This is a genomic window from Roseimaritima multifibrata, assembly GCF_007741495.1.
GTDB lineage: Bacteria > Planctomycetota > Planctomycetia > Pirellulales > Pirellulaceae > Roseimaritima > Roseimaritima multifibrata.
In genome coordinates this window covers 3,976,180-3,999,510 of record NZ_CP036262.1, presented here as the reverse complement: position 1 = coordinate 3,999,510, position 23,331 = coordinate 3,976,180, and the positions used below count along the sequence as shown (strand labels likewise).

At 55.3% G+C, this 23,331-nt stretch carries 14 protein-coding genes; 7 read left to right on the top strand and 7 right to left on the bottom strand.

Features of this window, described 5'->3' with window-relative positions; translation table 11 throughout:
• The first annotated feature begins 145 nt into the window (after positions 1 to 145).
• Complete coding sequence (locus FF011L_RS14475) at positions 146 to 1,090, top strand: metallophosphoesterase (protein WP_145352363.1); 945 nt, start codon at positions 146 to 148, stop codon at positions 1,088 to 1,090.
• Positions 1,091 to 1,177: 87 nt separating this feature from the next.
• On the opposite strand, the gene FF011L_RS14470 is transcribed toward FF011L_RS14475, so the two are convergent.
• The 3 genes from FF011L_RS14470 to FF011L_RS14460 all read right to left on the bottom strand — a co-directional run bounded on the left by FF011L_RS14470 (position 1,178) and on the right by FF011L_RS14460 (position 4,380).
• A complete protein-coding gene (locus FF011L_RS14470) occupies positions 1,178 to 2,374 on the bottom strand; it encodes an AI-2E family transporter (RefSeq protein ID WP_145352361.1) in 1,197 nt (398 codons plus the stop codon).
• Positions 2,375 to 2,434: 60 nt separating this feature from the next.
• A complete protein-coding gene (locus tag FF011L_RS14465) occupies positions 2,435 to 3,118 on the bottom strand; it encodes a glycine zipper 2TM domain-containing protein (protein ID WP_145352359.1) in 684 nt (227 codons plus the stop codon).
• 134 nt (positions 3,119 to 3,252) lie between these two features.
• Positions 3,253 to 4,380 (bottom strand): hypothetical protein, encoded by a 1,128-nt coding sequence (locus FF011L_RS14460; RefSeq protein WP_145352357.1) that lies wholly within the window; start codon positions 4,378 to 4,380, stop codon positions 3,253 to 3,255.
• A 173-nt stretch (positions 4,381 to 4,553) separates the two neighbouring features.
• Here FF011L_RS14460 and yaaA point away from each other — a divergent pair, with 173 nt between their 5' ends.
• Entirely contained in the window at positions 4,554 to 5,342 is a 789-nt protein-coding gene (yaaA, locus tag FF011L_RS14455; protein ID WP_145352355.1) for a peroxide stress protein YaaA, read from the top strand.
• 102 nt (positions 5,343 to 5,444) lie between these two features.
• On the opposite strand, the gene FF011L_RS14450 is transcribed toward yaaA, so the two are convergent.
• Positions 5,445 to 6,545: a DUF1570 domain-containing protein gene (locus FF011L_RS14450; RefSeq protein ID WP_145352353.1), complete on the bottom strand. Its 1,101-nt coding sequence runs from the start codon at positions 6,543 to 6,545 to the stop codon at positions 5,445 to 5,447.
• 63 nt (positions 6,546 to 6,608) lie between these two features.
• Positions 6,609 to 8,153, bottom strand: coding sequence for an ABC transporter permease subunit (locus FF011L_RS14445; RefSeq protein ID WP_145352351.1), 1,545 nt, complete (start codon positions 8,151 to 8,153; stop codon positions 6,609 to 6,611).
• A 511-nt stretch (positions 8,154 to 8,664) separates the two neighbouring features.
• Here FF011L_RS14445 and FF011L_RS14440 point away from each other — a divergent pair.
• The gene (locus FF011L_RS14440) at positions 8,665 to 10,353 is read left to right on the top strand and encodes an ABC1 kinase family protein (protein WP_145352350.1); all 1,689 of its coding nucleotides are present in this window, start codon (positions 8,665 to 8,667) and stop codon (positions 10,351 to 10,353) included.
• 773 nt (positions 10,354 to 11,126) lie between these two features.
• Here the strand turns inward: FF011L_RS14440 and FF011L_RS14435 are convergent.
• The gene (locus tag FF011L_RS14435; protein WP_145352348.1) at positions 11,127 to 15,374 is read right to left on the bottom strand and encodes a hypothetical protein; all 4,248 of its coding nucleotides are present in this window, start codon (positions 15,372 to 15,374) and stop codon (positions 11,127 to 11,129) included.
• Between the two features lie 578 nt (positions 15,375 to 15,952).
• On the opposite strand from FF011L_RS14435, the gene FF011L_RS14430 reads away from it, so the two are divergent.
• The 4 genes from FF011L_RS14430 (at position 15,953) to FF011L_RS14415 (ending at position 21,789) form a co-directional block, all read left to right on the top strand.
• Positions 15,953 to 16,264, top strand: coding sequence for an HU family DNA-binding protein (locus FF011L_RS14430; protein WP_145352346.1), 312 nt, complete (start codon positions 15,953 to 15,955; stop codon positions 16,262 to 16,264).
• A 580-nt stretch (positions 16,265 to 16,844) separates the two neighbouring features.
• The gene (locus FF011L_RS14425) at positions 16,845 to 18,263 is read left to right on the top strand and encodes a BBP7 family outer membrane beta-barrel protein (RefSeq protein ID WP_218932634.1); all 1,419 of its coding nucleotides are present in this window, start codon (positions 16,845 to 16,847) and stop codon (positions 18,261 to 18,263) included.
• A 472-nt stretch (positions 18,264 to 18,735) separates the two neighbouring features.
• A complete protein-coding gene (locus FF011L_RS14420) occupies positions 18,736 to 20,034 on the top strand; it encodes a DUF3472 domain-containing protein (protein WP_145352343.1) in 1,299 nt (432 codons plus the stop codon).
• A 228-nt stretch (positions 20,035 to 20,262) separates the two neighbouring features.
• Positions 20,263 to 21,789 (top strand): twin-arginine translocation signal domain-containing protein, encoded by a 1,527-nt coding sequence (locus FF011L_RS14415; protein ID WP_391560937.1) that lies wholly within the window; start codon positions 20,263 to 20,265, stop codon positions 21,787 to 21,789.
• On the opposite strand, the gene FF011L_RS14410 is transcribed toward FF011L_RS14415, so the two are convergent.
• The gene (locus FF011L_RS14410; protein ID WP_145352342.1) at positions 21,786 to 23,324 is read right to left on the bottom strand and encodes a HEAT repeat domain-containing protein; all 1,539 of its coding nucleotides are present in this window, start codon (positions 23,322 to 23,324) and stop codon (positions 21,786 to 21,788) included. The genes FF011L_RS14415 and FF011L_RS14410 overlap by 4 nt on opposite strands.
• Positions 23,325 to 23,331: the final 7 nt, after the last annotated feature.

Below are 23,331 nucleotides of genomic sequence, written 5' to 3'. Positions count from 1 at the left end.
CTGACGACGGTAGCCACGGTAGCCACGTAAGTACGCTCGCCAGGGCGTGGACCGATCGGCAATAGGTCGCCCATCGATTTCACTTCCCTAGCCTGACACAATATCCCTTCGTTTCTCGCATCATTCAAAACGAAACCTCAACATCATGTATCTCGTTCGAACGATTCTCTTAACCGCATGTTCCCTCTTCGCTTCTTCGCTGTTGCATGCGGAAGAGCCGACAGGAAAGGTCGACGCTCGCTTCAAGCAAGCTAAGGATCGCACCTTTCGTGCGTTTGATGCCGAGAAAGAGCAAACTTGGCAACAACCCTTCTTTTTCATGCAGCTTGCCGATACGCAGTACGGAATGTTCACCGGCAACAAAGGTTTAGAGAAAGAGAAGGAACTTTGCCAGCAAGCGATCGCACACATCAATCGGCTTAAGCCCCGATTTGTGATCGTTTGTGGCGACCTAACCAATGCGACGCCCGAGCAGGCTCGCTATCAGGCTCAGGTGGCTCAGTACCACCAAGACTTTTCGAAAGTCGATCCTGAAATCCCGTTGGTTTGTGTCTGCGGGAACCACGATATTGGGAACCGCCCAACGGCGAAATCGATTGCTCAGTATGACGCGAACTTTGGAGACGATTACTTCTCCTTTTGGGTTGGAGGCGTGTTTAATGTCGTCCTCAATTCGAGTGTCTTGAGAGATCCCAGCGGAGCTCCTGAAGTATTGCAGTCGCAGCAAGATTGGTTGGAGAAGCAATTGCAGAACCCGCAAACCGAAAAAGCGAAACATGTGTTCGTGTTTCAGCATCATCCAATGTTTCTGGAAACGGACGACGAGCCGGATCAGTACTTCAACATCCCACTGGAACGTCGAACACCATTGTTGGCTCAGCTAAAGGCTGCGAACGTTCGAGCCGTCTTTGCGGGGCACTACCACCGAAACGCCTACGGTCGATCGGGAGCGATGGAAATGATTACGACCGGCCCTGTCGGTCGTCCGCTGGGCAAAGACCCCTCGGGGTTTCGGATCGTTAAGGTCCAAGAGGACGGCATCGAACATCAGTACTACGGACTGGACGACGTTCCCGAATCGATCGAGTGAATCGGCTGCGGTGATCGTCACCTGACGGGCGGGGCGTGCGATCTGAAAGGAACGTAACCAAGGCGTTCCGCTGGTTTTGATTTCGGTTTACGCCTTCCGGGAGAAGGCTTCGTTCCAGCGGCCTGCCATCAGTTCCGTGATTGGTTTCGTCGAATCAATGCTCTCTAAGGCAATTTTGATTCCGGCCGCGATGGGGGTTGCTAAGAACATGCCGGTGATCCCCCACATCATCCCCCAGAACATCAGTGCCAACAGAATAATGACGGGGTGAAGGCCGGAGGAATCTCCCATCAGTTTGGGTTCGATCACGTTCCCGCTGGTCAACTGGATGCTTGAAATGGCAAGGATGGTGACCGTCATCCAAGCAATCGATCCTTCCGGTTGAAGAATGATTAGTGGAATGGGGAGAATGGTTGCAACCATCGGGCCGATGTTGGGAATGAAGTTCAGCAAAAAGGCCATCACTCCAAACGTTAACGCCATCGGGACACCAAAAATCCAAAGCGTCAATCCGAACAGACCGCCAGTCGCCATCGAGATGAGGGTTTTGAGCGATAGGTAGTTGCGGATTTGTTGATTGATGCGTTGCAGAGACGAATCGGGGGAAGGGACGTCGACCGAGCCCAGTAGCAAGAAGAAGACGTAGATTAACACGATGATGCTGGTCGTCACCAAACTGAATAGTTCGCCGGACAGTTTTGTCAGGCCATTTTTTAGCATCGCGTCAATCGAGTTCTGGAACTCGACCCTTGGATGCTTTGAATTGGCTATCTCGCGTTGAACTCCCGTCGGTGCGGCCGCTAGGTCGGATCGAAGGGGATCGCTCGTTTCGCCATGCAAGTCTAGGTTGGATTGGCTTGCGAATTCGGCGTCGGTTGAACCATCTAGTTCGTAATCTAGTTCACTTGTAAGAGAGAACTGCCGTGCCCAGTTGTGGGTGTCGGTGATCACTTTGTCGATGGTTGTGGAAAGTTTCAGAACGCGTATGCGATACAGGTCGCCATGTTCTGCCATTTGGGCGACCGATAGCCACAGGCAAATTCCCAGCACGACCGTTGCCATCAACCCGATCAAAAATGTCAGGCCAGCGGCGATAACCCGGCTAACGCCAAGCCGTTTTTCAAAAGCTTCGACGATTGGGGTCACACCGCTAACGACAAAAGCGGCGACGACAAAGGGAACCAGAACCGGTCGGAGCCAATAGATCAGGTAAATCACCACTGCGGTCGCGATGACCACTAGGCAGAACGTCTGAATCTTGGCGTGAGAAGGTTGGGATTCCATTAAATTGAACTGTCGCTAAGTGGAAGGTCAGCGACGCCCAATTTGGTTCACCGCCGAGAATTAGAAGCCGATCGAAATGCTGCCACCACGGGGAGGTCCGCGGTGATGTCGAGGTGGGCCGTAGTAACGATGGTCATGATAGTAGCGAGGGCGAGCAGGGACTACCACAGTTGGTCGAGGAGCGTAGTAACGCTCTTCGACGACGATCGGAGCTGGCTGAACGATGGTGGTGGTGGGGGCCGCCACTGCGGGAGGTCCTACCGACGCGTTTTGCATTGCGTTGATCACCGGTTCGTGAACGCCCTGCTGGTGCAGCGAAATAATATCGGAAACTTCGATGCGGCGTTGGATGCCACGCTGCTGGATCTGATTCATGATCACCGTATCGGGAAGGCCGCTGCGGGTCATGGAGACCACATCGGCCGTCGTTACGGCTGCCTGCTGTTGAGCGTACTGCTGTTGCTGAGCCTGATAGGCTTGCTGTTGGTATTGATATTGTTGTTGCTGGTATTGGGCTTCACGGTCTTTTGCATTCCCGATCGATCCCCCGGCAACGGCTCCCAACAGGCCTCCGATTACCGCACCGGCTCCCGCTTCATCATTGTTTTCACCGATGATTCCCCCCGCAATCGCTCCGGCAACACCACCCAAGGCAGCTCCACGTTGGGTGTTTCCTTGAGCGTTCGCGGTTGAACCGATCAAGCTGGATAGGACGATCAAGACGCCTACAAAACGATGGTTCATAGCAAATAAGTCCGAAAGCGAGAGAAAGTAAGAGATAGGGGCAGCCTGTAACAATCGGCATAACCCTTCTATATCTTGAATCTTCTCTCGCTGGCAATTGCACTTTTCTTTGCTATCGAACACCGGGTCGCGGTTTACGGCAGGTCGACGACGGAAAGTTTCTGAACTCCATCCGGTTTGCCTGTCAGGATGACCGCTTGGCTATCGCTGAACTTGTCCATTTGGACGATGTCGTTCCAGTCGTTGACCTGTTCAAAGGCTTGGCCGGCAGTACCGCCGCCCCGAACCGGTTGGGTCAGCCCTTCGTCGTCCCCTAGTTGATCGGTGCTGATTTTCATCACACCGCGAGCCGAATTGGTCATCAACAGGTATTGCTTGTCACCTTGTTCGTAAACGATTAGGTCAAGCGGAACGTTCCGGTTGCCCAGTTCCGCAACGGTGGTTCCGCGGATTTTCTGTTCGCCGCGCATTTTGGCAATGGGGAAGCGAACGAGTGGGGTGCAGGTAAATCCGGCCAACAAGGAAGGCGAACCCTCGATCGTCATTGGGACAAAAGTGCGAATTGTCGAATCCTCAACGCGTCCGTGTGCCGCATGAAAAATTTCAACGTTCGTGATCAAGCTATTTTCGCCGAACGGAAACGGAAATTCCCGGACCGCGGATTTCGCTTCGCCGGCAGAGGCTCCCGAGACAAGCACTTTGCCATCAAAGAAAGCAAGGTCGGTGATCGATTCCAGCCGAAGGTTGCGTTGTCGGCGTCCTTGTCCTGTCATTTCGTCAGCAGGAGGATTCGGAAGTTCCTTCTTCGCGTGAGGAATTTTGTCCGTTTGAATGGCCGAAACCGCCCCGTCAGGTTGAATTCGGAACAGCTTTACCTTGCCGCCAACCAACGCGGACAGGACCACGGTTTGGCTCTTCGCGTCGGCAGCCATATCGCCAAGGCTGACATTTGATTCCTCGGTTTGAGCCGCTGCTGCGATCGCTTGGGCGACGTTTTCGATTTGGTAGGCCGCTTGCGGTTGGGCAGCGGTTTCAGCCGTCGGTTCGATTTCGATCGCGTAGACCGTTGCTGCTTTCGGGTCTCCGACCAAAAGAACATGGTCCTCGGCAAAGGTCATCGGCCCGATCGATTGAATTTCCACCGGTCCGGGCGTCATCCCAGGAGCCGCAGCGGAAATCGAACTGGAGAGTAGTAACCCAAGACTGAGGGGGGCGAGCATCGCCATCAAGTGATGGCAGGCAGCAAAGCGTAATACAGACATGACAACATCCAGTGAGACCAAGAATCGGAAAACGTTTTCCAAAAATCCCGCGCTCGCATTCTATCCGCCTGGCCGCCTCAAATGGGAACGGATTCGTTAAGATTTCATGGTCGTTTTTCGTACCGCATTCGGTGCGATTCAATTTTTCCTGCTCGGGCTACTGAACGCTTTTTATGTTGATTGTTTTATCGCCAGCAAAAACGCTTGATTTTGCGACGAACGTTTCGCCTCCGCTCACCAGCACTCCGGAATTGCTATCCGAAGCAGCGTTGTTGGCTGCGGAGTTAAAAAAGGTATCTGCAAACCGTCTTGGTTCGTTGATGAAAATCAGCGACAAATTGGCGACTTTGAATCACCAACGTTACCAGGACTGGGATGCCGCCTCGCTGCAACAGCCGGGCGACCCCGAAGCAAAACCGGCCGTGTTGGCTTTTCAGGGGGACGTTTATCAGGGTTTGGAAGCGGGCAAGTGGACCGAAAAGCAAATGCTGTACGCTCAGGATCATCTACGAATCCTGTCAGGGTTGTACGGGATCCTGCGTCCATTGGATCGGATGCTCCCCTATCGCCTAGAGATGGGAACGAAATTGAAAAACCGCCGCGGCGCCGATCTGTATGCGTTTTGGGGGACTGAACTGACGGCCGTCGTCAATCGCGCGACCGAGTCGATCGGTTCGAACGTCTTGTTGAATCTGGCTTCGCAGGAGTACTTCCGCAGTTTGCAACCGGCCGGATTGTCCAGCAAAGTGATTTCGCCAACCTTCAAAGACTTGAAGAATGGGAAATACAAACTGATCAGTTTTTATGCCAAAGTCGCTCGCGGGATGATGGCGGACTGGGTGGTTCGGAACCGCGTAAAAAGCCTCCGCAAATTGACGCAATTCTCCGAAGCCGGTTACCGTTACGATCCCGAAAGCTCGACCGAACAGGTGCCGGTCTTCTTGCGCGACCAGCCTGTGTAGACGGCGCTTTTTGATTGATTCATCTGGGGCCCCTGATTTTTGGCCGCCAGATTTTTGCGATCTGGACTTTGCGGTTTCGGCCCTGGCAACAAGTGTTTGCGGTCACCGAAGCCGGGTGACGAAGGGCACGAATTGTCGTTCGATCGTTTGCAGATCCGCGCCGATAAATTTCTCGAACATCTCGATGCGTTCGCGAGGGCTGCGCGATTTGAGAGGTTCCCCTTTGCTTAGTTCTTGGAGGTAGGCGACGTATTCTTTGCGTTTGGTCTTTAAGAGGAAATAGTTCAACGCCCAGGCTTCGCTATAGGCCGAGATTGCCGAATCCGCATTGCGGAAGCGTTTGTCGTCGCTCAGGAGTGTCGAGAGTGAATCGGCTGGCCGGCTTAGTAGGTATTTTTTAAAACGCTGTAGGTTGACGGCGTTGACGCGGCCGATGGTCCGCCAGCCTCGGGAACTGGAAAAATCGGGGGATTCAAAAAAGACCGCCAGCCCTTCGCTGACCCACATCGGGTTGTCTGCGAATCGCTGCTGCAGTCCCGTGTTGTATGCCAACTGATGCGTTGCTTCATGGATGATGGTCGCGATGTTTCGTTCGGGATTGGGCATGTTGAACGTGGTGATGCGGTTGGTTTCTAGGTTGTAATAACCAATGATCCCTCCGACCGCTTCGCCCACTTCCGGACGTGCGTATTCCTCAAAGCTCTTGCGGTCGGCAAACACCAATCCGACCAACGGGAAACGCGGTTCTTCTAAGACCATCCCTTGGTTTTTCCAGTATGCGTTGAAGCCGCGATAGAGTTGTTCGAAAAGAGACCCAACCCAGGTGACGTATTGCACGCTGGTGTTGTGGCAGATCAGATAGTGGTTGGTTTGATGGATTTCGAACCCTGCCGGCATCTCCTCCAGCAGGCGTTGTTGCACCGTCGCTTCATCCACCGGAGTCAACTTTGAATCATCCGTTTCCTTGGACTCAATTTGTCCCGGTTGGATCGTCCAAATACGCCCATCGTCACCTAGTAAAAGCAGACCGCCGTCCCGGGCTTCTACCAGCGATTCGCCCGTGACATTTTGTTCGCGTTGTCGTGCATCCTTAAATTTGATTTTTTCGACCGCTTCGCACCTACCGCACGAACCGACAGCAATCCATGTCATGCTGAAAGCGATGAGAAGGGGGGTAATCCATGCTTGGGCAATCGAACGCATTCGCTTCCATTCCTCTTGGGTCGAATCTTCAGTTTCGCAATCTCAATTACGATCGTGAACGGTCTATCTTACTCGGTTTCGCCAAACGCGTTTGTAGAGGAGCGGGCAGAGAATTGCAAAAAGGGCAACGAATATTAAAAAACCAAGGGTTAGTCCTGCGACTTGGTATCGCACGCCACTATGCAGCAGGGCAAACGTCCGCGTACCAACGGTTGTCATCCCTGGAGGCAAAATGACCAGAGTCGATGGGACGTCCGCCGTCGCTACGGTTGCAGCGACCAAGGCGGCGATGAAAATCACGGGAAACAGTCGCGGCAGTTCGACGCGAGCAAAAATTTGCCAGGATGTGCCTCCTTCGCTCCGGGCCGCTTCGGTGGGTTTGGCGTCCAGCATCCGATAGCCGACTCGCAGCACAAAATAGGTTGCTGGCAAGGATCGCGGCAGGCAAGCAATGACCGTCGGGACGATTGACCTTTGGTAAAGCGAATCCAGCCATTCGCCGCGGTTGTGGAAGAGGAAGATCACAGCCATTCCGACCACAGGGCCGGGCAGCAGCATCAAAACCAACGCGATACCGGCACCGATCCGCGAACGAAGTTGGGAACCGTTTGCCCACCAAGCGGCGATCAACGCCAATGGTGTCGCCGTCACGGCGACGGCAATACCGATCACGAACGTCCATTGGTATTCCGCCGAAAAAGTCGAAAACGCGTCGGACATCGTGATGCCAAATCGTTCCCATGACCAGGCGTACCGTCCTGCGGGAACCGTTGGAACCGACGCGTCGGCGGCGCGGACCACGATCCCTCCCTTCACCAATAAACTAATCAACGGGATCGCGACGAGAAAAAGAAGCAAACCGGCCAGCGCAAGCGAGGCGGAGATGCGAGTTGTGATTGGCCAGCGTGTCGACTGACCAGCGGAGACGTCGTCGGACCACCAAGGCGTCGTCCCTAACGTCGGACGCGACGGGAGGGCTAGTTTGCGATCGATTAGCCAGAGTATGGGGATTCCGACCAACAACGGCGTTACGCATGCTTGGAGGATCGGTTTCCAGTGCGGATCGAAGGCGTACTGCAAATAAATGGTGTCCGCGAGTGTCCGGACTCCGTATAGGTCGGCGACCGTCATCTCGGTTCCGGCGATCAACATGACCCATAACCCGGCCGTGGCGATCGCCGGAGCCGCGGCAGGCAGGGCGATGACCCACCATTGGCGAAACGGCGTCAGGTCCATTCGCCCTTGGTCACTCAGGGATCGGGGCAGACGTTGCCAGGCCCACAGGATGGCAAGCGATACCCACGCGGATCCTGAAATGCCGTGAATCCATGCGGTCGCCGGAAAGCCTCCGAACCAGAACCGATTTCCGCTGGTCTGCATCAGCGGCAGCCAACCAAATTTTCCTGCGGTCGCTTCCCAGGCCGCCGCATGAACATAAAGGGGAAGCGCGATCAGCACAAAGAGCATCGTGATTGCGATACGGCGGACCGTCGTACCCAGGCGGCCACCTCCGCATCCAGCAAGTGCCGTGGCAAGTCCAATCCCCAGCGGGACCGCGATCAATGCGGCGGCTCCCATCAGGCATAGCGTCAGTACCAAAGGTTGCATGTCGGCAGATTGGATTCGGAAGGGGCGAGGGGAAGTGGGATTCTGGCGATTCTAACGCTTGCGAGGCGGTGCGGTTTAGGATCCGCTTGGCAAATCCCCCGCCTCCCGTCCCGGTTCCGGCCGACGCGAATTCTTTTCGACGCTCAAAAGTGGGAAAGTAGGTTGCTTGATTTACACTGGGAAGGACCGTTTTGCGATTCGCTTCAATGCAGTCCGCCCGATTTCAGGAGCGAAAGTTTACTCCGGTTGAAAAGCGGCCCAAAGATTTAATGGTGCGGAACGAAAGGAAAACAGCCTTTTTTCGGTGCCAGCGGTTCGAAGCCAGCTTTCCTCGGCCTAGACTCAAGCGGGGAGTCCGCGGAAATTGGTAGGGAAAGCCGCGAATTCGTACCCAGTGCCACTTCCTTGCTTAGCGGACCGACGCAGGCCGTTCGGTAACGTCCTCCAGAAAACAGCCTGATACCAAGCTGGCATTCGGTAGCGTCTCCACAATCCGCGACAAACAACCAGAATGAAAATCTCGTCGATCCCGCAGCTGTACCGAAATCTGAAGCGTTGGCGTCAGATCCTGCAGGTACTGCGCCGCTATGGATTGGCTGATTGGTTAAGCCATTTCCCTCGCCTGCCGTTTCGCGACATTTTAAAGGACCGCAGCGGCGTTCCCTTAACGCAGTACTCGCGAGAAAAGCGAGTCCGGATGGCGTTGACCGAACTGGGGCCAACGTTCATTAAACTGGGCCAGATTCTATCGGCACGCCCCGACTTGGTCGGCCCCGAATTAGCCGACGAACTAAAACAACTGCGAGCGAATGTTTCTCCCGATTCCCCCGAGGTGGTGCGGAGAATTTTGAAAGAGGAACTGGGGGCTCAGTTCGAACTGGAAATTGTCGAATTGAACGACTCCCCGATCGCAACCGCCTCGATTGGACAGGTCCATGAAGCGAGGCTTGCCAATGGCCGCCAAGTGGTGATCAAAGTCCAACGCGATGGCATCGAAAATATCATTCTTCAGGATTTGGAAGTCCTGACCGGATTGGCTCAATTGGCTGAACACGTCGAAACGTTGGCGGCGTTTGGACCCGCGGAACTTGCACGGCAGATCATGCCCATGCTAAGACGCGAGCTCGATTTTGAGCGTGAGCTAACCAACATGTTGATGTTTCGCGAATTCTTCGCCGACGATCCTAAGCTGGTGGTCCCTGAACCGGTTATCGAACTCTGTACCCGCCGCGTCTTGGTGATGACTCGCTTGGAAGGTCCCAGCATTGCGAAGTGGGATTCCGGCAGCCTTGAGGAACGGGAAACGATTGCCCACCGCGTCACCGATTCCTACATGAAGATGCTGTTTAATCATGGAACTTTCCATGCGGATCCTCATCCCGGCAATTTGCTGGTCATGCCTGAAGGAGGGCTGGGGATCCTTGATTTCGGAATGATCGGCCGGATCGACGACCGATTGCGTGAAACGATCGAAGAGATGTTATTCGCGATCTCGGCCGGAGATGAGCGAATGCTGCTGCGATTGGTGAAGCGAGTCGGTAACCCTCCAGCGACGTTGGACGATGCATCGTTGTCGGTCGACATTGGCGATTACGTTGGCATCTATGGCCGGCAGGGGCTCGGGCGGTTTAACCTGACCTCCGCCTTAAATGACTTAAGCGAAATCTTGCATCGTCATAAGATCAAATTGCCTAGTCAGTCTGCACTGCTGTTGAAGATGCTGGTTTCCTTGGAAGGAACGCTCAGTGCGCTCGACGCAAAATTTGATTCATTAGAGGTGATGGGCGGATTCGTACGACGCGCAATGCTCCGTCGGATTAGTCCCCGCAGGCGGATTCGGCAGGCCAGACGGATCTATTTGGAAGCCGAAAACTTCCTTGAATTTGCACCCGATCAAGTCATGGGGCTGTTAACACAAGCCAGGCAAGGCAGTTTGAGCATGAACCTTGAACACCGTCGTCTGAGCCCATCGGTTAACCGATTGGTCCTGGGGATCATGGCCAGTTCGCTATTTTTAGGGGCGTCACTGATGCTGGCCTATGAGGTGCCTCCAGTCGTCTTTCCGGAAAACCCCTTTCTAGGTTTTCATCGACTTTCATTGTTCGGGATCGCCGGAGCCGTCCTGAGTCTGATGATCATGTTGCGACTGCTATTGGCGATTAACCACAGTGGGAACCTAACCAAAGGAGAGCACGATTGACGATCTTTGCATCGGCATAAGCCAAAGGCAATGGAACCGTCGCCCACATCACTAAACTTCATAGCGGAACGGCGCGAGCCGTCCGGCCACCGCGCAGCAAACCTTGGCCACATCACTAAACTTCTTAGCGGAACGGCGCGAGCCGTCCGGCCACCGCGCAGTAAACTTTGGCCACATCACAAACTTCTTAGCGGAACGGCGCGAGCCGTCCGGCCACCGCGCAGCAAATTTTGGCCACATCACAAACTTCTTAGCGGAACGGCGCGAGCCGTCCGGCCACCGCGCAGCAAACCTTGGCCGCATCACTAAACTTCTTAGCGGAACGGCGCGAGCCGTCCGGCCGCCGCGCAGCAAACCTTGGCCACATCACAAACTTCTTAGCGGAACGGCGCGAGCCGTCCGGCCGCCGCGCAGTAAACCTTGGCCACATCACAAACTTCTTAGCGGAACGGCGCGAGCCGTCCGGCAGCCGCACAGTAAACCTTGGCCACATCACTAAACCTGCCGCTAGGAAAGATCGTCGTGCACTGGCCGGACGGCTTGCGCCGTGCCGCTAGGAAAGATCGTCGTGCACTGGCCGGACGGCTTGCGCCGTGCCGCTAGGAAAAATCGCCGTGGACTTGCCGGACGGCTTGCGCCGTGCCGCTAGGAAAGATCGTCGTGCACTGGCCGGACGGCTTGCGCCGTGCCGCTAGGAAAGATCGCCGTGCACTGGCCGGACGGCTTGCGCGGTGCCGCTTATAAAATGCGTCAGCAAACCTTTGGCGTCGCTTTTAGTTTTCCATAAACGGTAAACGTCGACCTAGGCGGCGGGCGCTGGAAAGCTGTTGCTCCAGATCGTCTAACTCGATCGCTTGGCGATCGATTGTTAGCAGTGTGTCGCCGTCGATGTCCAGACCTTCTTGGCGATTGATCGCCAGCTCCACCTCTTCCTCCAACGCCTCCAGCCATGCTGGAAGGTCCAGCCCTGCTCCGGTCGGATATTCGGTTAGTAGATTTGCTTCTTTGCGTAGCAGTTCAAATTCGGTGCTTGCGGTCCCTTGGCGGACGCCGCGAATCGCCGGTTCGATCAAACCACGCATCCGGTCGATGGTCATTGGCTGGATAAAACGTTCGAGAATTCGATCGGCTACCGTTGGCATTCGCATCGAGTACTGCTGCTGCAGTCGCCGCAAACGTTTGACATAGATCTCCGCTTCGGCACTGATCCGCTCTTCCAGCGAACGTTGCCAACGCATCGCGGCCTGTTCAAAGCCGTCACGTACCAAGATCTCGTGAGTCCACATGACCGGTCGGAGGTTCCACGCGATACGATCGTAGCGGACGCGAAGCCGCAGGAAATCGAGGAACATGTAGATCAGTTCGCCTCGATCACTTTGCGTGGTTGTGCTGGTGTAGTCCAGGTATTCGGAGTGATGGTCCAGAATCGTTTCATAGACCATCGTCAGGTGTTGTTTCGCCTCGTTGCGGCCTAGCGGACCATCCAGGTCTGCTAGGAAGCGAGAATCGGCCAGGGTGCCAGGATCTTCTTTTAATTGATCCATCCAAGCATCGACGCCCTGGTGCAAAATCGCGCGAATGTTCCCTAACCCGAGACAGGTTTGGCAGAACAGTGGCGCACCGTACGTCTTGATGAAATGGACCAGCTTTTCCCAGCGTTTGGGATCTGCGACCGTTTCAAGCGCCGACAGGCGGAGCGAACGACTGTGCGTCAACCAACTGGCAAGCAAGGTCTCGGTTAACGATTCCAAGACCTGAGTCAGCATGTCCGTGCGGTCGCGGTCTGGATCTTCGGGCCATTGTTTGGCGGCATGCGTGGTCGCTTGCACCAAAGCGCGAAAGCCGATCTTAAACAAGCCGTCAAATTCGGTGACTGCACCGGGGCCAATCGGATTTTGCTGTTCCATCATTCTGGCGGCTTCCAGCAATTGGCACGATTCAAAAATCATGCCGCGTCGAGGGAACCAGCGGAGCAGGTGCAGGAGGACGCGCTGCCGTAGCCGAGCGACAAAAATTTTGACCGGGTCGCCGCCGCGGACCAGCGGAATATAAAGCAGACTCTTCGTACGGACCGCACGCAGTAGCGGCGGAAAGTCATCACGGACGCGTTGGCTGTCACCGGAAACAAGGGCAGCGTACAACCGTACGGCTTGGCGGTCGTCTTCGCCCAGTCCGTCCAGAAGTTCATTTTCCAGTTCTTTGATCGCGGTGAGCGAATCGGGGGAAACGTTTTCGCTATCGTTTTCGTTCTCGTCTGCGGATTCTGAATCGGTTGCGGTACCTTCTTCGACGGTCGCTTGATTCGCGTCCGTTTTCTCGGCTGACTCGGAACCGTCTGCGGGGGCCTGTTGATGGGCACGTTCCTGACGTTCCCCTAAAAGGACTCCGATCATCAAACGTCTTGCGTCGCTCGATTCGACCGTGGTTGCAATGATCCGTTCCAGCAAGGCATCGCGGACGACTCGCATCCGGTCATAACGCATCATCGCTGCATTATCGGTCCCGCTTGGTTTGATTCGGTAACTGCGAACCGAATCGAGCAGTTCCAACAGGCCGCGTCGATTGATCGAAGCCTGGGAAGCCCATTCGACCAGTTTCTGGTCGCGTTGTTCTAGCAGTGCAGGATTGTCTGCGCGGGCTGCTTCTTGGCTGGTGGCGGTCCCCATGTCGGCGGCCATCACCCACATTCGGGCGAGGGCCACATGGAATTCCAGGTGTTCGCCAATGCGTCGTGATTCCAGATCAAGGGAATCTTGGTTGTCGTCTTCGGTCGACGATTCATCAAAGATCGCACCGTCCATGCCGTCATCGGTACTGTCACGAAAGGTGACGTCTTCATACGCGGCGGCAAACAGATCTTTGGGGTCTTCGTCGTCGTCTTCGTTATCTTCGTCGGTTGTTAGTTCCGCATCCAGATCGGCAAGCGTTCGGTCCCAGTCCCGTTTCGGCGGTTTGCCTCCGCAGGAGAATTGTGGCGGAGACCAGAAGCTTTCGGCGTTCGCTTCGACCATGTCGAAGAACCGACGGACCAGCGACCAGGGACGATCGATCCCGGCGGGAGGGGGCGATCCCTCGGGCACCGGTGACAACTCGTCCGAGCCACCATAGTGTTGCCGTGAAGCCTGTTGCAGTCGATGCAGCCAGCGCTGAGCGAGCAGCGGCCACGAACTGTTGCCACGGCGGAGACCGACTTCTTCTGAATTGGAAAGCCAGTGGATCAGCAAGGCCTGGGAAGCGACAAAATCGCGTCGTTCCAACAGGGCATCAATGACCAACGCGTAAGCTCGCGGCGAATCGAACATCGCCGCATGCTCTGCCCAAAAACTGACGTCCCCTGCGGCCGCACCACCTCGATGCCAGACTCGTAATCCGCGCGCGACCAACTGAGCCGATTCGTACGATTCAAGCGGGTCGGTCGCTTGCAGGTCGTCAATGGTATGCGCTGAAAACTGTCGCCACCATTCGGCGGTTTCACGGTAGATCTTTGCGAGGTGCTCGTATTGATCTTTGTCATCTCTTGCTGCAGCTTCGCTCCAGACCCGTGCCATGTAACCGAACAGGTAATCGGTCAACTGAATGATTTCATCGACGCGGTGGTCGTGAACCGAACTTTCAATGTCGTGGAAGCGTGCGTAGTTTCCGCCAAAGCCGAGGATGTCCCAAGGATCGACCACCGCTCCGCAGTAGATCGCACGCTTGATTCGATCGACGATGTCTTGCGGCATCTTGGCGGCCGATTCTAGATCGCCGCGACGCAGGCTAGCCAAGCCTTGCATCAACGAACAATCGATCCGGCACATCATCCGCGACGCGGGAGCCTGAACCAAGTCGACTTCCTCATTCGCTTCGACCGTGTAGCCCATGCGTGCATACAGGCGAGCCAGATGGGCATGCTGCTGTTGTCCGGCTCGCTGGCTTGCGAGCGATGCGTTCAGATGCTGGCGGGCGGCTCCAAATGGCTGCTGGCGAAGCGACTGTTCTTCACGCAGGCGGTCGCCATGTTCGCCTTCCATGCGGTTCAGCAGTTCTTCGTAGAACTGATCGCGGTAGCGGGCGATCGGAGCCAACAGGCTGCTTAGCGTCGTTTCGCTGGTGTGAGCGCCAGGGCCCCAGCCGCTCACTCCCGAAGCCATCAAGATGGTCCCGGCCAAAACGGCGGCCGCTTCGAAATGGATCTGAGCTCGCGGGATGTCCTGTTCGGGGTCGTCTAGCCGGCTGAGCAACGCATCCAACGTGATCTGCTGAACCACGAAACGATAGAAGTAGCCCTCGGAGTCAATCGCGTGGGGATCCCATTGCCCGAATTGGTAGTTGGGACGTTTGTTGACAGGGTGATCAAAATCAAAGGCACGCGGGTCAATCGTCAGCTCTGCCAGACGCTCCACGTCAAAGCTTGCCTGACGCAATGTATCCGCGGACGTCTCTTTCAAAATGTCCAGCGTCTGGCGAAACAGCCGGTGGTAGATTCCGTCGGAAAAACCGACCCCTTTGTAGTAGACCGGTATGGGAGCGACCCACTCATGCGGATAGGGTTCGCAGATCCGGTTTTCCAATTGAGGGACCGGACGGTATCCAACAAAGTCATTCAGGCTTTGGATCGCCAGTTGCACGACCTCCGCGTCATCGGAGGTCTGGTCAAGCAGGTCCAGAACGACTTCGGCAGACCGTCCCATGAATAACCCATTGAAGAGCAATTCAGGTTGTTGGTGGAACAGCAGGTCTTTGTGAAAATCGAGGTAAGCCGGTGGAAGCAGGCTGTAGACGATCCGCACCGCTCGACGAGCTCGTTGGACGTCGGCAAACGCCGCGGTCGTACCCTCACACTCGTCCAGTATTTTGGAAAGCCACAGATGGACATCAAACCACTCCGGTTGTCCTGAGAGGACGGGACCGGCGGCTGCGGCGGCATGCAATTGGTTCAGGTGGCGGAGTGTTACCGGATCGCGTGAGCCTGCGGAGAAATTTAAATATCCCGCGACTTGGATCAGTTTGTCACGATCAGCAGACGGATAGGGCGTCATGATGGGGTGGGACTGCCATTGGAGATCTACGCAACGACGAATTCTACAGCCCGTTGCCGCGAACAGTTCTCGATCAATCTAGGAAAGCAAGCCCGATCGGTCTAGGCGTCGCTCCCCCCGGGATTCCCAATGATCGACTGGAATCGACCAACCGGGGCGATTGCAGATCCCGTTTTTGAGTCCGTTCAGGCAAATCTGGCCTGGATCCTTTGTTTTTGAACACCTTTTCAACAAAAAACCTAAGAAAAAACCGATGCGACTTCCACGTCCTCCGCTGCTCGCCCGGTTTGCGGAAGAAAGTAAGCCGCCGAGTGGGTTGTTTGCGGTGGTTAGTGGAGTTCTACGTTCCTTAATGCCTGTTAGTTGATGGCTGTGCATAGAGATAGAATGTCTCTTCGCAGGTCAGCTAATCTGGTCCGGAATGGTAAAAACTAAGGAAAACACTAGTGAGAACGGCCTAACCGGGTTGCCAACGGACTGGTCAGACCCTTAAATCACCTCTGAACCGGTCGGAAGGCTCCGACCGTTTGAAACAAAAAAAACTTCCTTTACCTGTTTCCGTTGTCGAAAGGTCCAAAATGGCAAAAGTTCCCGCAAAGCCGCTCACCAAGACTCAGATTTTGGCGAACATTTCTGAGCAAACCGAGCTGACCAAGAAAGACGTTGCACTTGTCTTTGATGCATTGTCCGATGAGATCGCTGAATCGCTGAAGACTGCGGGCCAATTCACCATTCCTGGCCTGTGCAAAATCACTGTCAAAGTGGTTGATGCCAAGCCAAAACGAAAAGGCCGCAACCCAGCGACCGGTGAAGAAATTTGGTTGAACCCAAAACCAGCAAGCAAGAAGCTGACCATTCGTCCTCTGAAAAACCTGAAAGACATGGTTTAAGAGAACGAGTCTTCGGTACGCCGTTTTGACGGTTGCTGAAAAAAAATGCCGCTTCCCCCACAAAGGGGAAGTGGCTTTTTTTGTGCCCCCAACCAGCGACGTTCCCATAGCCAAACGTCGCAACCCATCCGGCCACCGCCCTTGAAAATGGGGGCACTTCTTAGCGGAACGGCGCAAGCCGTCCGGCCACCGCCCTGGAAAAACCAGCCGCAACTTCTTAGCGGAACGGCGCGAGCCGTCCGGCCACCGCCCTGGAAGCCCACTCGTACCTGCCGGACGGCTCGCGCCGTTCCGCTTGAAAAAGCCCATGCGTACCTGCCGGACGGCTCGCGCCGTTCCGCTAGGAAAAAGCCCATGCGTACTTGCCGGACGGCTCGCGCCGATCCGCTAGGAAGATTTGTCTGCCTGTAGGGTGCCACAGCCGGTCGCCGAAACAAGCCCGCTAGCCGGCAGAAGTTTCGTAACCGGTAAAACTTGCCAGGTTTTCTTAATTGTCGCGATCGGCATTGTCGATAAAACCACTGGAGGAGTCGTTCTGTACCGAATTCCCCGATAGGTTCCGGCAATGAGACAACCAACCGTGCGATCGAATCGAATTACCAATCACCTGCAGTCCACCTCTTTGGTGGGGGCTCTTGTTTTCTTGTTGCTGGCCTCAGTAGCGATCCCCGTTTCTGCTCAGGTACGGGTGAAAAAACAGGACCGTGGGAGTTATCAGGCTCCCACACTTGCTTCCAATGATGATGATGTCTTGGAGCCGTTTAGTGATTTGGTGATCGAGGATTCGGGCGACGTCCGCCCTGTCGATTTTGAGTCGATGGAACCGCCGGTGATGTACGACGGGCCGATGTACGAAGAAGAGATGCATTATTCCGGAGCCGGTGGATGTGATGGAATGGGGTGCAGTGGTTGTGGAGTCTGTACGGTGCCGGCCTGTTTGCCATGCAGCCCGTGGTTTGCGTCGGCCGAAGTGATGCTCTTTTGGCGTCGTCCACAGGGGCTTCCTGCCTTGGCGACGACCAGCGATCCGGGAACGGATTTCGCCGACGCGGGGGTTTTGGGGCTGGGGTCAACAAGCATTCTTTTTGGCCAAGATCAGGTCGGCAGTAAAATGAATGTTGGCGGTCGCTTCACTCTCGGAACTTGGTTGGACAACGCGGGGCTCGCTTCGCTGACCGGACGTTTTTGGTTCACTGGCAACCAAGAGTACGGTGGCGACTGGAATTCAGCGACAACACCAATCATCGCTCGTCCCTATCTGGATTTCACGACCGATCCGAACGGCGTTTCCAACGCGGATGTGATTTCGTATCCGGGACAACGAAGTGGATTTCTGACGATCAAAGGATCGAGTGATGTGTACGGGGCCGATCTTTCGATGCGGCAACTGTCGATGGAGGGCTTGGGCGGCCGAATCGATTTCATGTACGGATACCAGTACATGCGAGTCAACGAAGACCTGGCGATCAATAGTGAATCATTGATCTTGGCGGACGATTCACTTCCCGTCGGAGCGATGTTTAACGTCACCGATCAGTTTGAAACTAGAAATGAATTCCATGGAGCTCAGCTTGGGTTCAGTGGCTTTCATCGCGAGGGACGTTGGTCGCTTGATACGATGATGAAATTTGGTTTTGGTGCCCTGACGCGAGAAGCCCGCCGCAGTGGTGTCACGAACATCACAAATGGTGGGGTAACGATTTCACAAGCCGGTGGAGGATTGTTGGTCCGCGATAGCAGTGCAGGAACCTTCACCAGCAGCACCTTTGCATGGGCTCCGGAATTCAACGTGAACGTCGGGTACCAAGCCCGCCGCGGTATCGATCTTTCGGTTGGTTACAGCGTCGTCGGACTGACCGATGCCGTGCAGCCTTGGCGGTTGGTTGACCCACAATTGGCGACCGATTTGAACGACGATCCAACGCTTCCCAAAGGCGTGATCTCCTACGGTAGTTTCTGGGTCCAAGCGATTCAGTTCGGGGCACGCTGGAACTACTAGTTCCGCTTCCCGTTTGAAGGCAGAGGTGTTGCCTTTTGGCTCACCTGGCGGGGGAAACCCCGCGGGCAGACAAGCGATACCGTTGCAGATTCTTGATGCCGGCGCCAATCGATTCCGCATCGTTTCCCGCTAACTCGGCGTTAAGGGCGTCTTCATTCGCCGCGCCAAAAGCGATATTCAAATCGCCTTCTGGGGTCGCCGGTCAAACGAACGGAGCCACCCCATTCGACCTGCGGGTCTGCTGCGGCTGCCTGAACTTCAAAGCGGTTTATCGGACCCCCTGCAACAGATAAGTGCAGGAGGTTGACTAGCGCGTTTTCCCACAGACTTGGACCTGGGAATCACTATTTGCAGCTGCACAACGCGAACGTTTGGGTATACTAGGCATTCTCGCAGGGATCAATCCAAAAGCTGCTCATCTGAGCTTTGAATGTCTGGTGTTTCCATAAGGCGAGCAAATCAATCGATCCAAATGAATTTGACTGTGTTGCGTCTTGTGGTTGTCTTGCTGCTATCGATCGGTGCGGTCCCTGCCCTTTTGGCGGAAGACTGGTCCGTCCCCTTGGCTGGGAACTGTTTTCGCAGCCAACCGGGACCGGGCGGAAGACTGTTTGACGCAAATGGCGACCTGCGTTGTAGTGGTTCCGATCAGGTCTTTTCGGTCTACTTCCGCGTCGATCGACCAGGGAAATTGAAACTTGCCATTCGAGCCCGTTCACTGGATGGTGATTCTCAGGTGCAAGCTTCGGTGGGCGACCAGGAATTTGTTGTCGACCTGAAGGGGGCGCCAGCCGTTGATTATCCGCTGGGTGAAGTCTCGGTGTCTCAGCCCGGCTATGTGCGAATTGATTTGCGGGATGGAGATCGATCGGGATCTGGTGTGGCGATGATCAGTGAACTGCTTGTCAGCGCTTCAGTGCCCGATATGAAGGTCGACTTCGTCCGCAATAACGACGGCAATATGTTTTACTGGGGGCGTCGTGGGCCGTCGGTTCACTTGCGGTATCAGTTGCCGCCGGGCAAACAGTTGACGTACGCCTACAACGAAATCACGGTCCCCGTCGGACAAGACCCGATTGGTTCCTACTTCATGTCCAATGGTTTTAGTGAGGGGTACTTTGGGTTTCAGGTCAACAGTGACCGCGAACGCCGCGTCTTGTTTTCGGTCTGGAGTCCCTTTAAGACAGACAACCCAGCGGAGATCCCTGACGCCGATCGAATTGAAACGGTAGCAAAGGGCGAAGGCGTGTCGGCTCAAGATTTTGGTAACGAAGGCTCAGGTGGGCAGAGCTTTCTGCGTTACCCGTGGAAAGCGGGTGAAACCTATCGCTTTCTGACCGAAGTGAAACCGGATGGAAAAGGGAACACGTTTTACACCTCTTGGTTTGGAGACAAGAAAAAGGATGAGTGGCGTTTGATCGCTACGTTCCGGCGTCCGAAAACCGACAAACACCTGACAGGCTTTCATTCCTTCTTGGAAAATTTCTCGCCAGCGTACGGGCATATCGGTCGTTCCGCGCATTACGGAAACCAGTGGGTGCGTGATACCGAAGGAGAGTGGCACGAATCGAGTAAGGCCTATTTCACGGCCGACAATACGGCTCGTCGTGGCCATCGATTGGATTATGGCGGCGGAAGTGAAGGCGATCATTTCTTCCTTCGCAACTGCGGTTTCTTTGCACAGCCGGTTTCGTTCGATCAAAATTTTGAACGCCAGTCGACCGCAGCACAAAAACCGGAAATCGATTTCGACACGCTCCCAAGGAAGTGATTTTCTTCTTTCGTTTGCGAGCGAGCGATCGTATCGGCACGCCGGTACCCTCATCTTTCCATCGCTGTGGCTGGACGTTCGTTTGCAAACCGGGGCCGCGGTGATTTGGGGCTTCCGAGAAATTGGCGAACTTGCCCGCAGGAGCTGTTGATTTATTCTCAATCACCCTGTCGAAAACGGTATAATGAACGGTTCAGATCGCGGGCCGTGGCACATACCTTTGGTGAGGTGAATCCGTTGAATGCTTCCAATCGACGAAACTTTCTGCGTCAAACGGCGATGGCTACAGCCGCCGGGGTGCCGGCGCTGGCTGGACTGGAAGGATTAGGGGCCGTTTCGGCCGCAGAGTCGCAGTTGCCTGCCGGTAGTGTTCGTTTCAATGACGATGTCGAACCTCTGATTCGTTTGATCGAGGAGACTCCGCGTCAACGAGTGATCGAAGAAGTTGCCGACCGAGTTCGGAAGGGTAACGTGCAGTATCGGCAATTGTTGGCGGCTTTGTTGTTGGCGGGAATTCGCAATGTCCAGCCCAGGCCTTCGGTGGGGCATAAATTTCACGCGGTTTTGGTGGTCCATTCGGCACACCTGGCCAGTCTTTCCTCACCCGATGTCGATCGTTGGCTGCCCCTTTTCTGGGCGCTCGACAATTTCAAAAGCGCTCAGGCTCGTGACACCCGTGAAAACAATTGGACGATGTCGGAGGTCGATGAAGCGGCCGTGCCAGCGTCCCATTTGGCGATTCCGCGTTTGAGAGAGGCTCTTGGAAATTGGGACGAAGCGGCCGCCGATGTGGCCGTTGTATCGCTTTGCCGTGGGCAGTCTGCTGGGACCGCGTTTGATCTATTGGCAGAGTTCGCTCCGCGTGACTTTCGCAGCATTGGTCATAAGGCGATTTACCTTGCCAATGGGTATCGAACCCTTCAGACGATCGGCTGGGAGCATGCGGAACCGGTTTTGCGCAGCGTTGTCTATGCGATGCTGAATCACCAAGGAGAACCCAATCCGGCGAAGAGCGACCTTGTCGCCGACCGGGACAGCCGGATCAATCGGCCGCGAGCTGCCGAACTTAAAGCCAACTGGTATGAAGGCAAAATTGACGATGGGGCGACGTTGGAATTATTGACCGCGCTGCGGGAAGTGAGCCCGGATGACGCCAGTCGTCTGGTCGCAGAACAATTGAATCGAGGCGTTGCGCCTCAGTCGATCTACGACGCGATGTTCGCTTCGGCCGCGGAACTAACGATGCGCCAACCGGCGATCGTTCCGCTGCATGCGATGACGACCACCAACGCGATGCATTACACCTACCAGATGGGAACTCAGGATTTAAACCGGCGATTTTTGCTCCTGCAAAACGCTTCCTTTCTGGCCCGTTTTCGCGATGCGGCCACCGGACGCGGCAAATTGGCAGACCTGCAAATCGATCGCCTAAAAGTTTCAGAAGATACGCCGGCCAGCGATTTGACGGAAATCTTTACGACTTTGCGAAAAGATAAAACGCAAGCGGCTGAGCAGGCATTGCAGTTCCTCCAATCGGGGCGGCCGGCGACGGATTTGGTGACCCATGCCCGGCGGTTGATTTTCCAGAAAGGCCGCGATTCGCACGACTATAAATATAGTTCTGCCGTGCTTGAAGATTACCAGACGATCTCGCCCGCTTGGCGGGATCGTTTTCTGGCGGCTTCCTTGTTCAAGATGCGAACGGAATCGGAATCGACCAACGGTTTGATCGAGCGAATTCGCGAAGTGGTTTAACCGTTGAAGGTTCGCAGCATCTTGCGGCCAAGATAGATGTACCACATTTCTTGAGTGCCCAGCGGACGCGGGCGACCGACGGTCGTTTGCTCGATCGTTTCCAGCCCGTCGGTAACCACCACACATTCGCGATCTTCACGGGTCGCTTCGCAGACAATCGCATGTTCATCCAGTAGGAACCCTAGAATGCGAGGCTGGATCGATTCGTAACCTTCACGCCGCAGGTATTCCACCAGTGGGGATACCATTCGTTTTTGAGCGGCGTTCCAGTGGTCCTCGGTGATGGCAAAAATATCTTTGTGTTCGGCGTGCCAACCGGCGTAGGCGGCGTAGATGTCATTGCTCGGAAGCTCTGCCAAGTCAGCTGCAAAGGCGTGGACCGTGGGACCGGCGATCGCCACATTGCTGTACTGGGTGTCTCCGAAATCAAATTCAAATCGGACCAGGAAGCAATCGATGGGAGTCGAATAACTTGGCCATAACATCCGTTTGGAATCGATGACCGAGATCTCGGTCGGGGGGACGCCCATGTTCTGCGGTTGGCACAGCCAGACCGCGACGTCGGCTTCGGCCAGCGCCTGCGGAGTCGCATACTCCTCGTCGATTGCATCGGCAATATCCAGTTCTTCTGCGTACTGGAGGACTCGTCGCCGAGCGGCCGGTTCAGCCACTAACCCAAGCAAATGTTCTTGGCCCGCTTCGTCGCCCAGCCGAGTCAACGCGCCCGCGGCTTCGCTTTGCACTCGTCGATGTTTGATCTGCATCGCCTGATGGAGTTTCCCTTTTGCCCGATCGTCCCCAATCAAACCAAGCGCGTCGCAAAGAGAAACCGCCAGGGCGACCGCTTCCCCTAACACCGATTGGATGGTTTCAACATCGTTGCCAAATTCGGTCGGATTCGATTCGAACCGTTCCAGCTTCTGCACGACTGCGTCAAGCAAGCGAAGCAGGTTCTCGATGCGAGAGGCTGCCGGATGCGTTTCGACACGACCGGTTCGTGTGAGGAAATTGGCCACGTCAAGGACAGGCGATGCGACGCTGGGGTGTGCGAGGGCTTCGAGGACATCGGGAAAAAAGTCCGACACTTCCCAATCGTTGTACTGCAGGAGCGGACTGAGGACTTGCCCAACCGACATCCAACCCGCGGGTGGGAATTTAACCAACATTTGAGTCAGGATATGAAGGTGGTCGCCCGATCGAGCCAACGTCATCAAATGCATCAACAGATGCCGGTTTGGCGTCGATTCCGGAAGCCGTTCCAGGATCCCAAAGACCAAAGTCGGATTGATGGGGCGGATCGTTGCGGCTGGATCTTCGGAATTCAAAATCGATGTATGAATGGCACGGAACAATCCACCCAAAATCGCAGGATCGGTTTGCTCCAACTCTGTTTTCGATTCCCAGAGTGCTTGGAACCATTCGGTCGCTTGCTCGGTGGCATTGGCGATCGCGATCTGCCGCATCGTGGTCCCCGCAGCAACCGGATCGGCTGCTGGGCCAAGTAAAGATTCAATTTCAATTGCAGGTGAGGTCATGCGTTTG

Bases quoted from the DNA above. Each gene is read 5' to 3' on its own strand.
- FF011L_RS14475 (WP_145352363.1), top strand. From the start codon at position 146: ATGTATCTCGTTCGAACGATTCTCTTAACCGCATGTTCCCTCTTCGCT.
- FF011L_RS14470 (WP_145352361.1), bottom strand. From the start codon at position 2,374: ATGGAATCCCAACCTTCTCACGCCAAGATTCAGACGTTCTGCCTAGTG.
- FF011L_RS14465 (WP_145352359.1), bottom strand. From the start codon at position 3,118: ATGAACCATCGTTTTGTAGGCGTCTTGATCGTCCTATCCAGCTTGATC.
- FF011L_RS14460 (WP_145352357.1), bottom strand. From the start codon at position 4,380: ATGTCTGTATTACGCTTTGCTGCCTGCCATCACTTGATGGCGATGCTC.
- yaaA (WP_145352355.1), top strand. From the start codon at position 4,554: ATGTTGATTGTTTTATCGCCAGCAAAAACGCTTGATTTTGCGACGAAC.
- FF011L_RS14450 (WP_145352353.1), bottom strand. From the start codon at position 6,545: ATGCGTTCGATTGCCCAAGCATGGATTACCCCCCTTCTCATCGCTTTC.
- FF011L_RS14445 (WP_145352351.1), bottom strand. From the start codon at position 8,153: ATGCAACCTTTGGTACTGACGCTATGCCTGATGGGAGCCGCCGCATTG.
- FF011L_RS14440 (WP_145352350.1), top strand. From the start codon at position 8,665: ATGAAAATCTCGTCGATCCCGCAGCTGTACCGAAATCTGAAGCGTTGG.
- FF011L_RS14435 (WP_145352348.1), bottom strand. From the start codon at position 15,374: ATGACGCCCTATCCGTCTGCTGATCGTGACAAACTGATCCAAGTCGCG.
- FF011L_RS14430 (WP_145352346.1), top strand. From the start codon at position 15,953: ATGGCAAAAGTTCCCGCAAAGCCGCTCACCAAGACTCAGATTTTGGCG.
- FF011L_RS14420 (WP_145352343.1), top strand. From the start codon at position 18,736: ATGAATTTGACTGTGTTGCGTCTTGTGGTTGTCTTGCTGCTATCGATC.
- FF011L_RS14410 (WP_145352342.1), bottom strand. From the start codon at position 23,324: ATGACCTCACCTGCAATTGAAATTGAATCTTTACTTGGCCCAGCAGCC.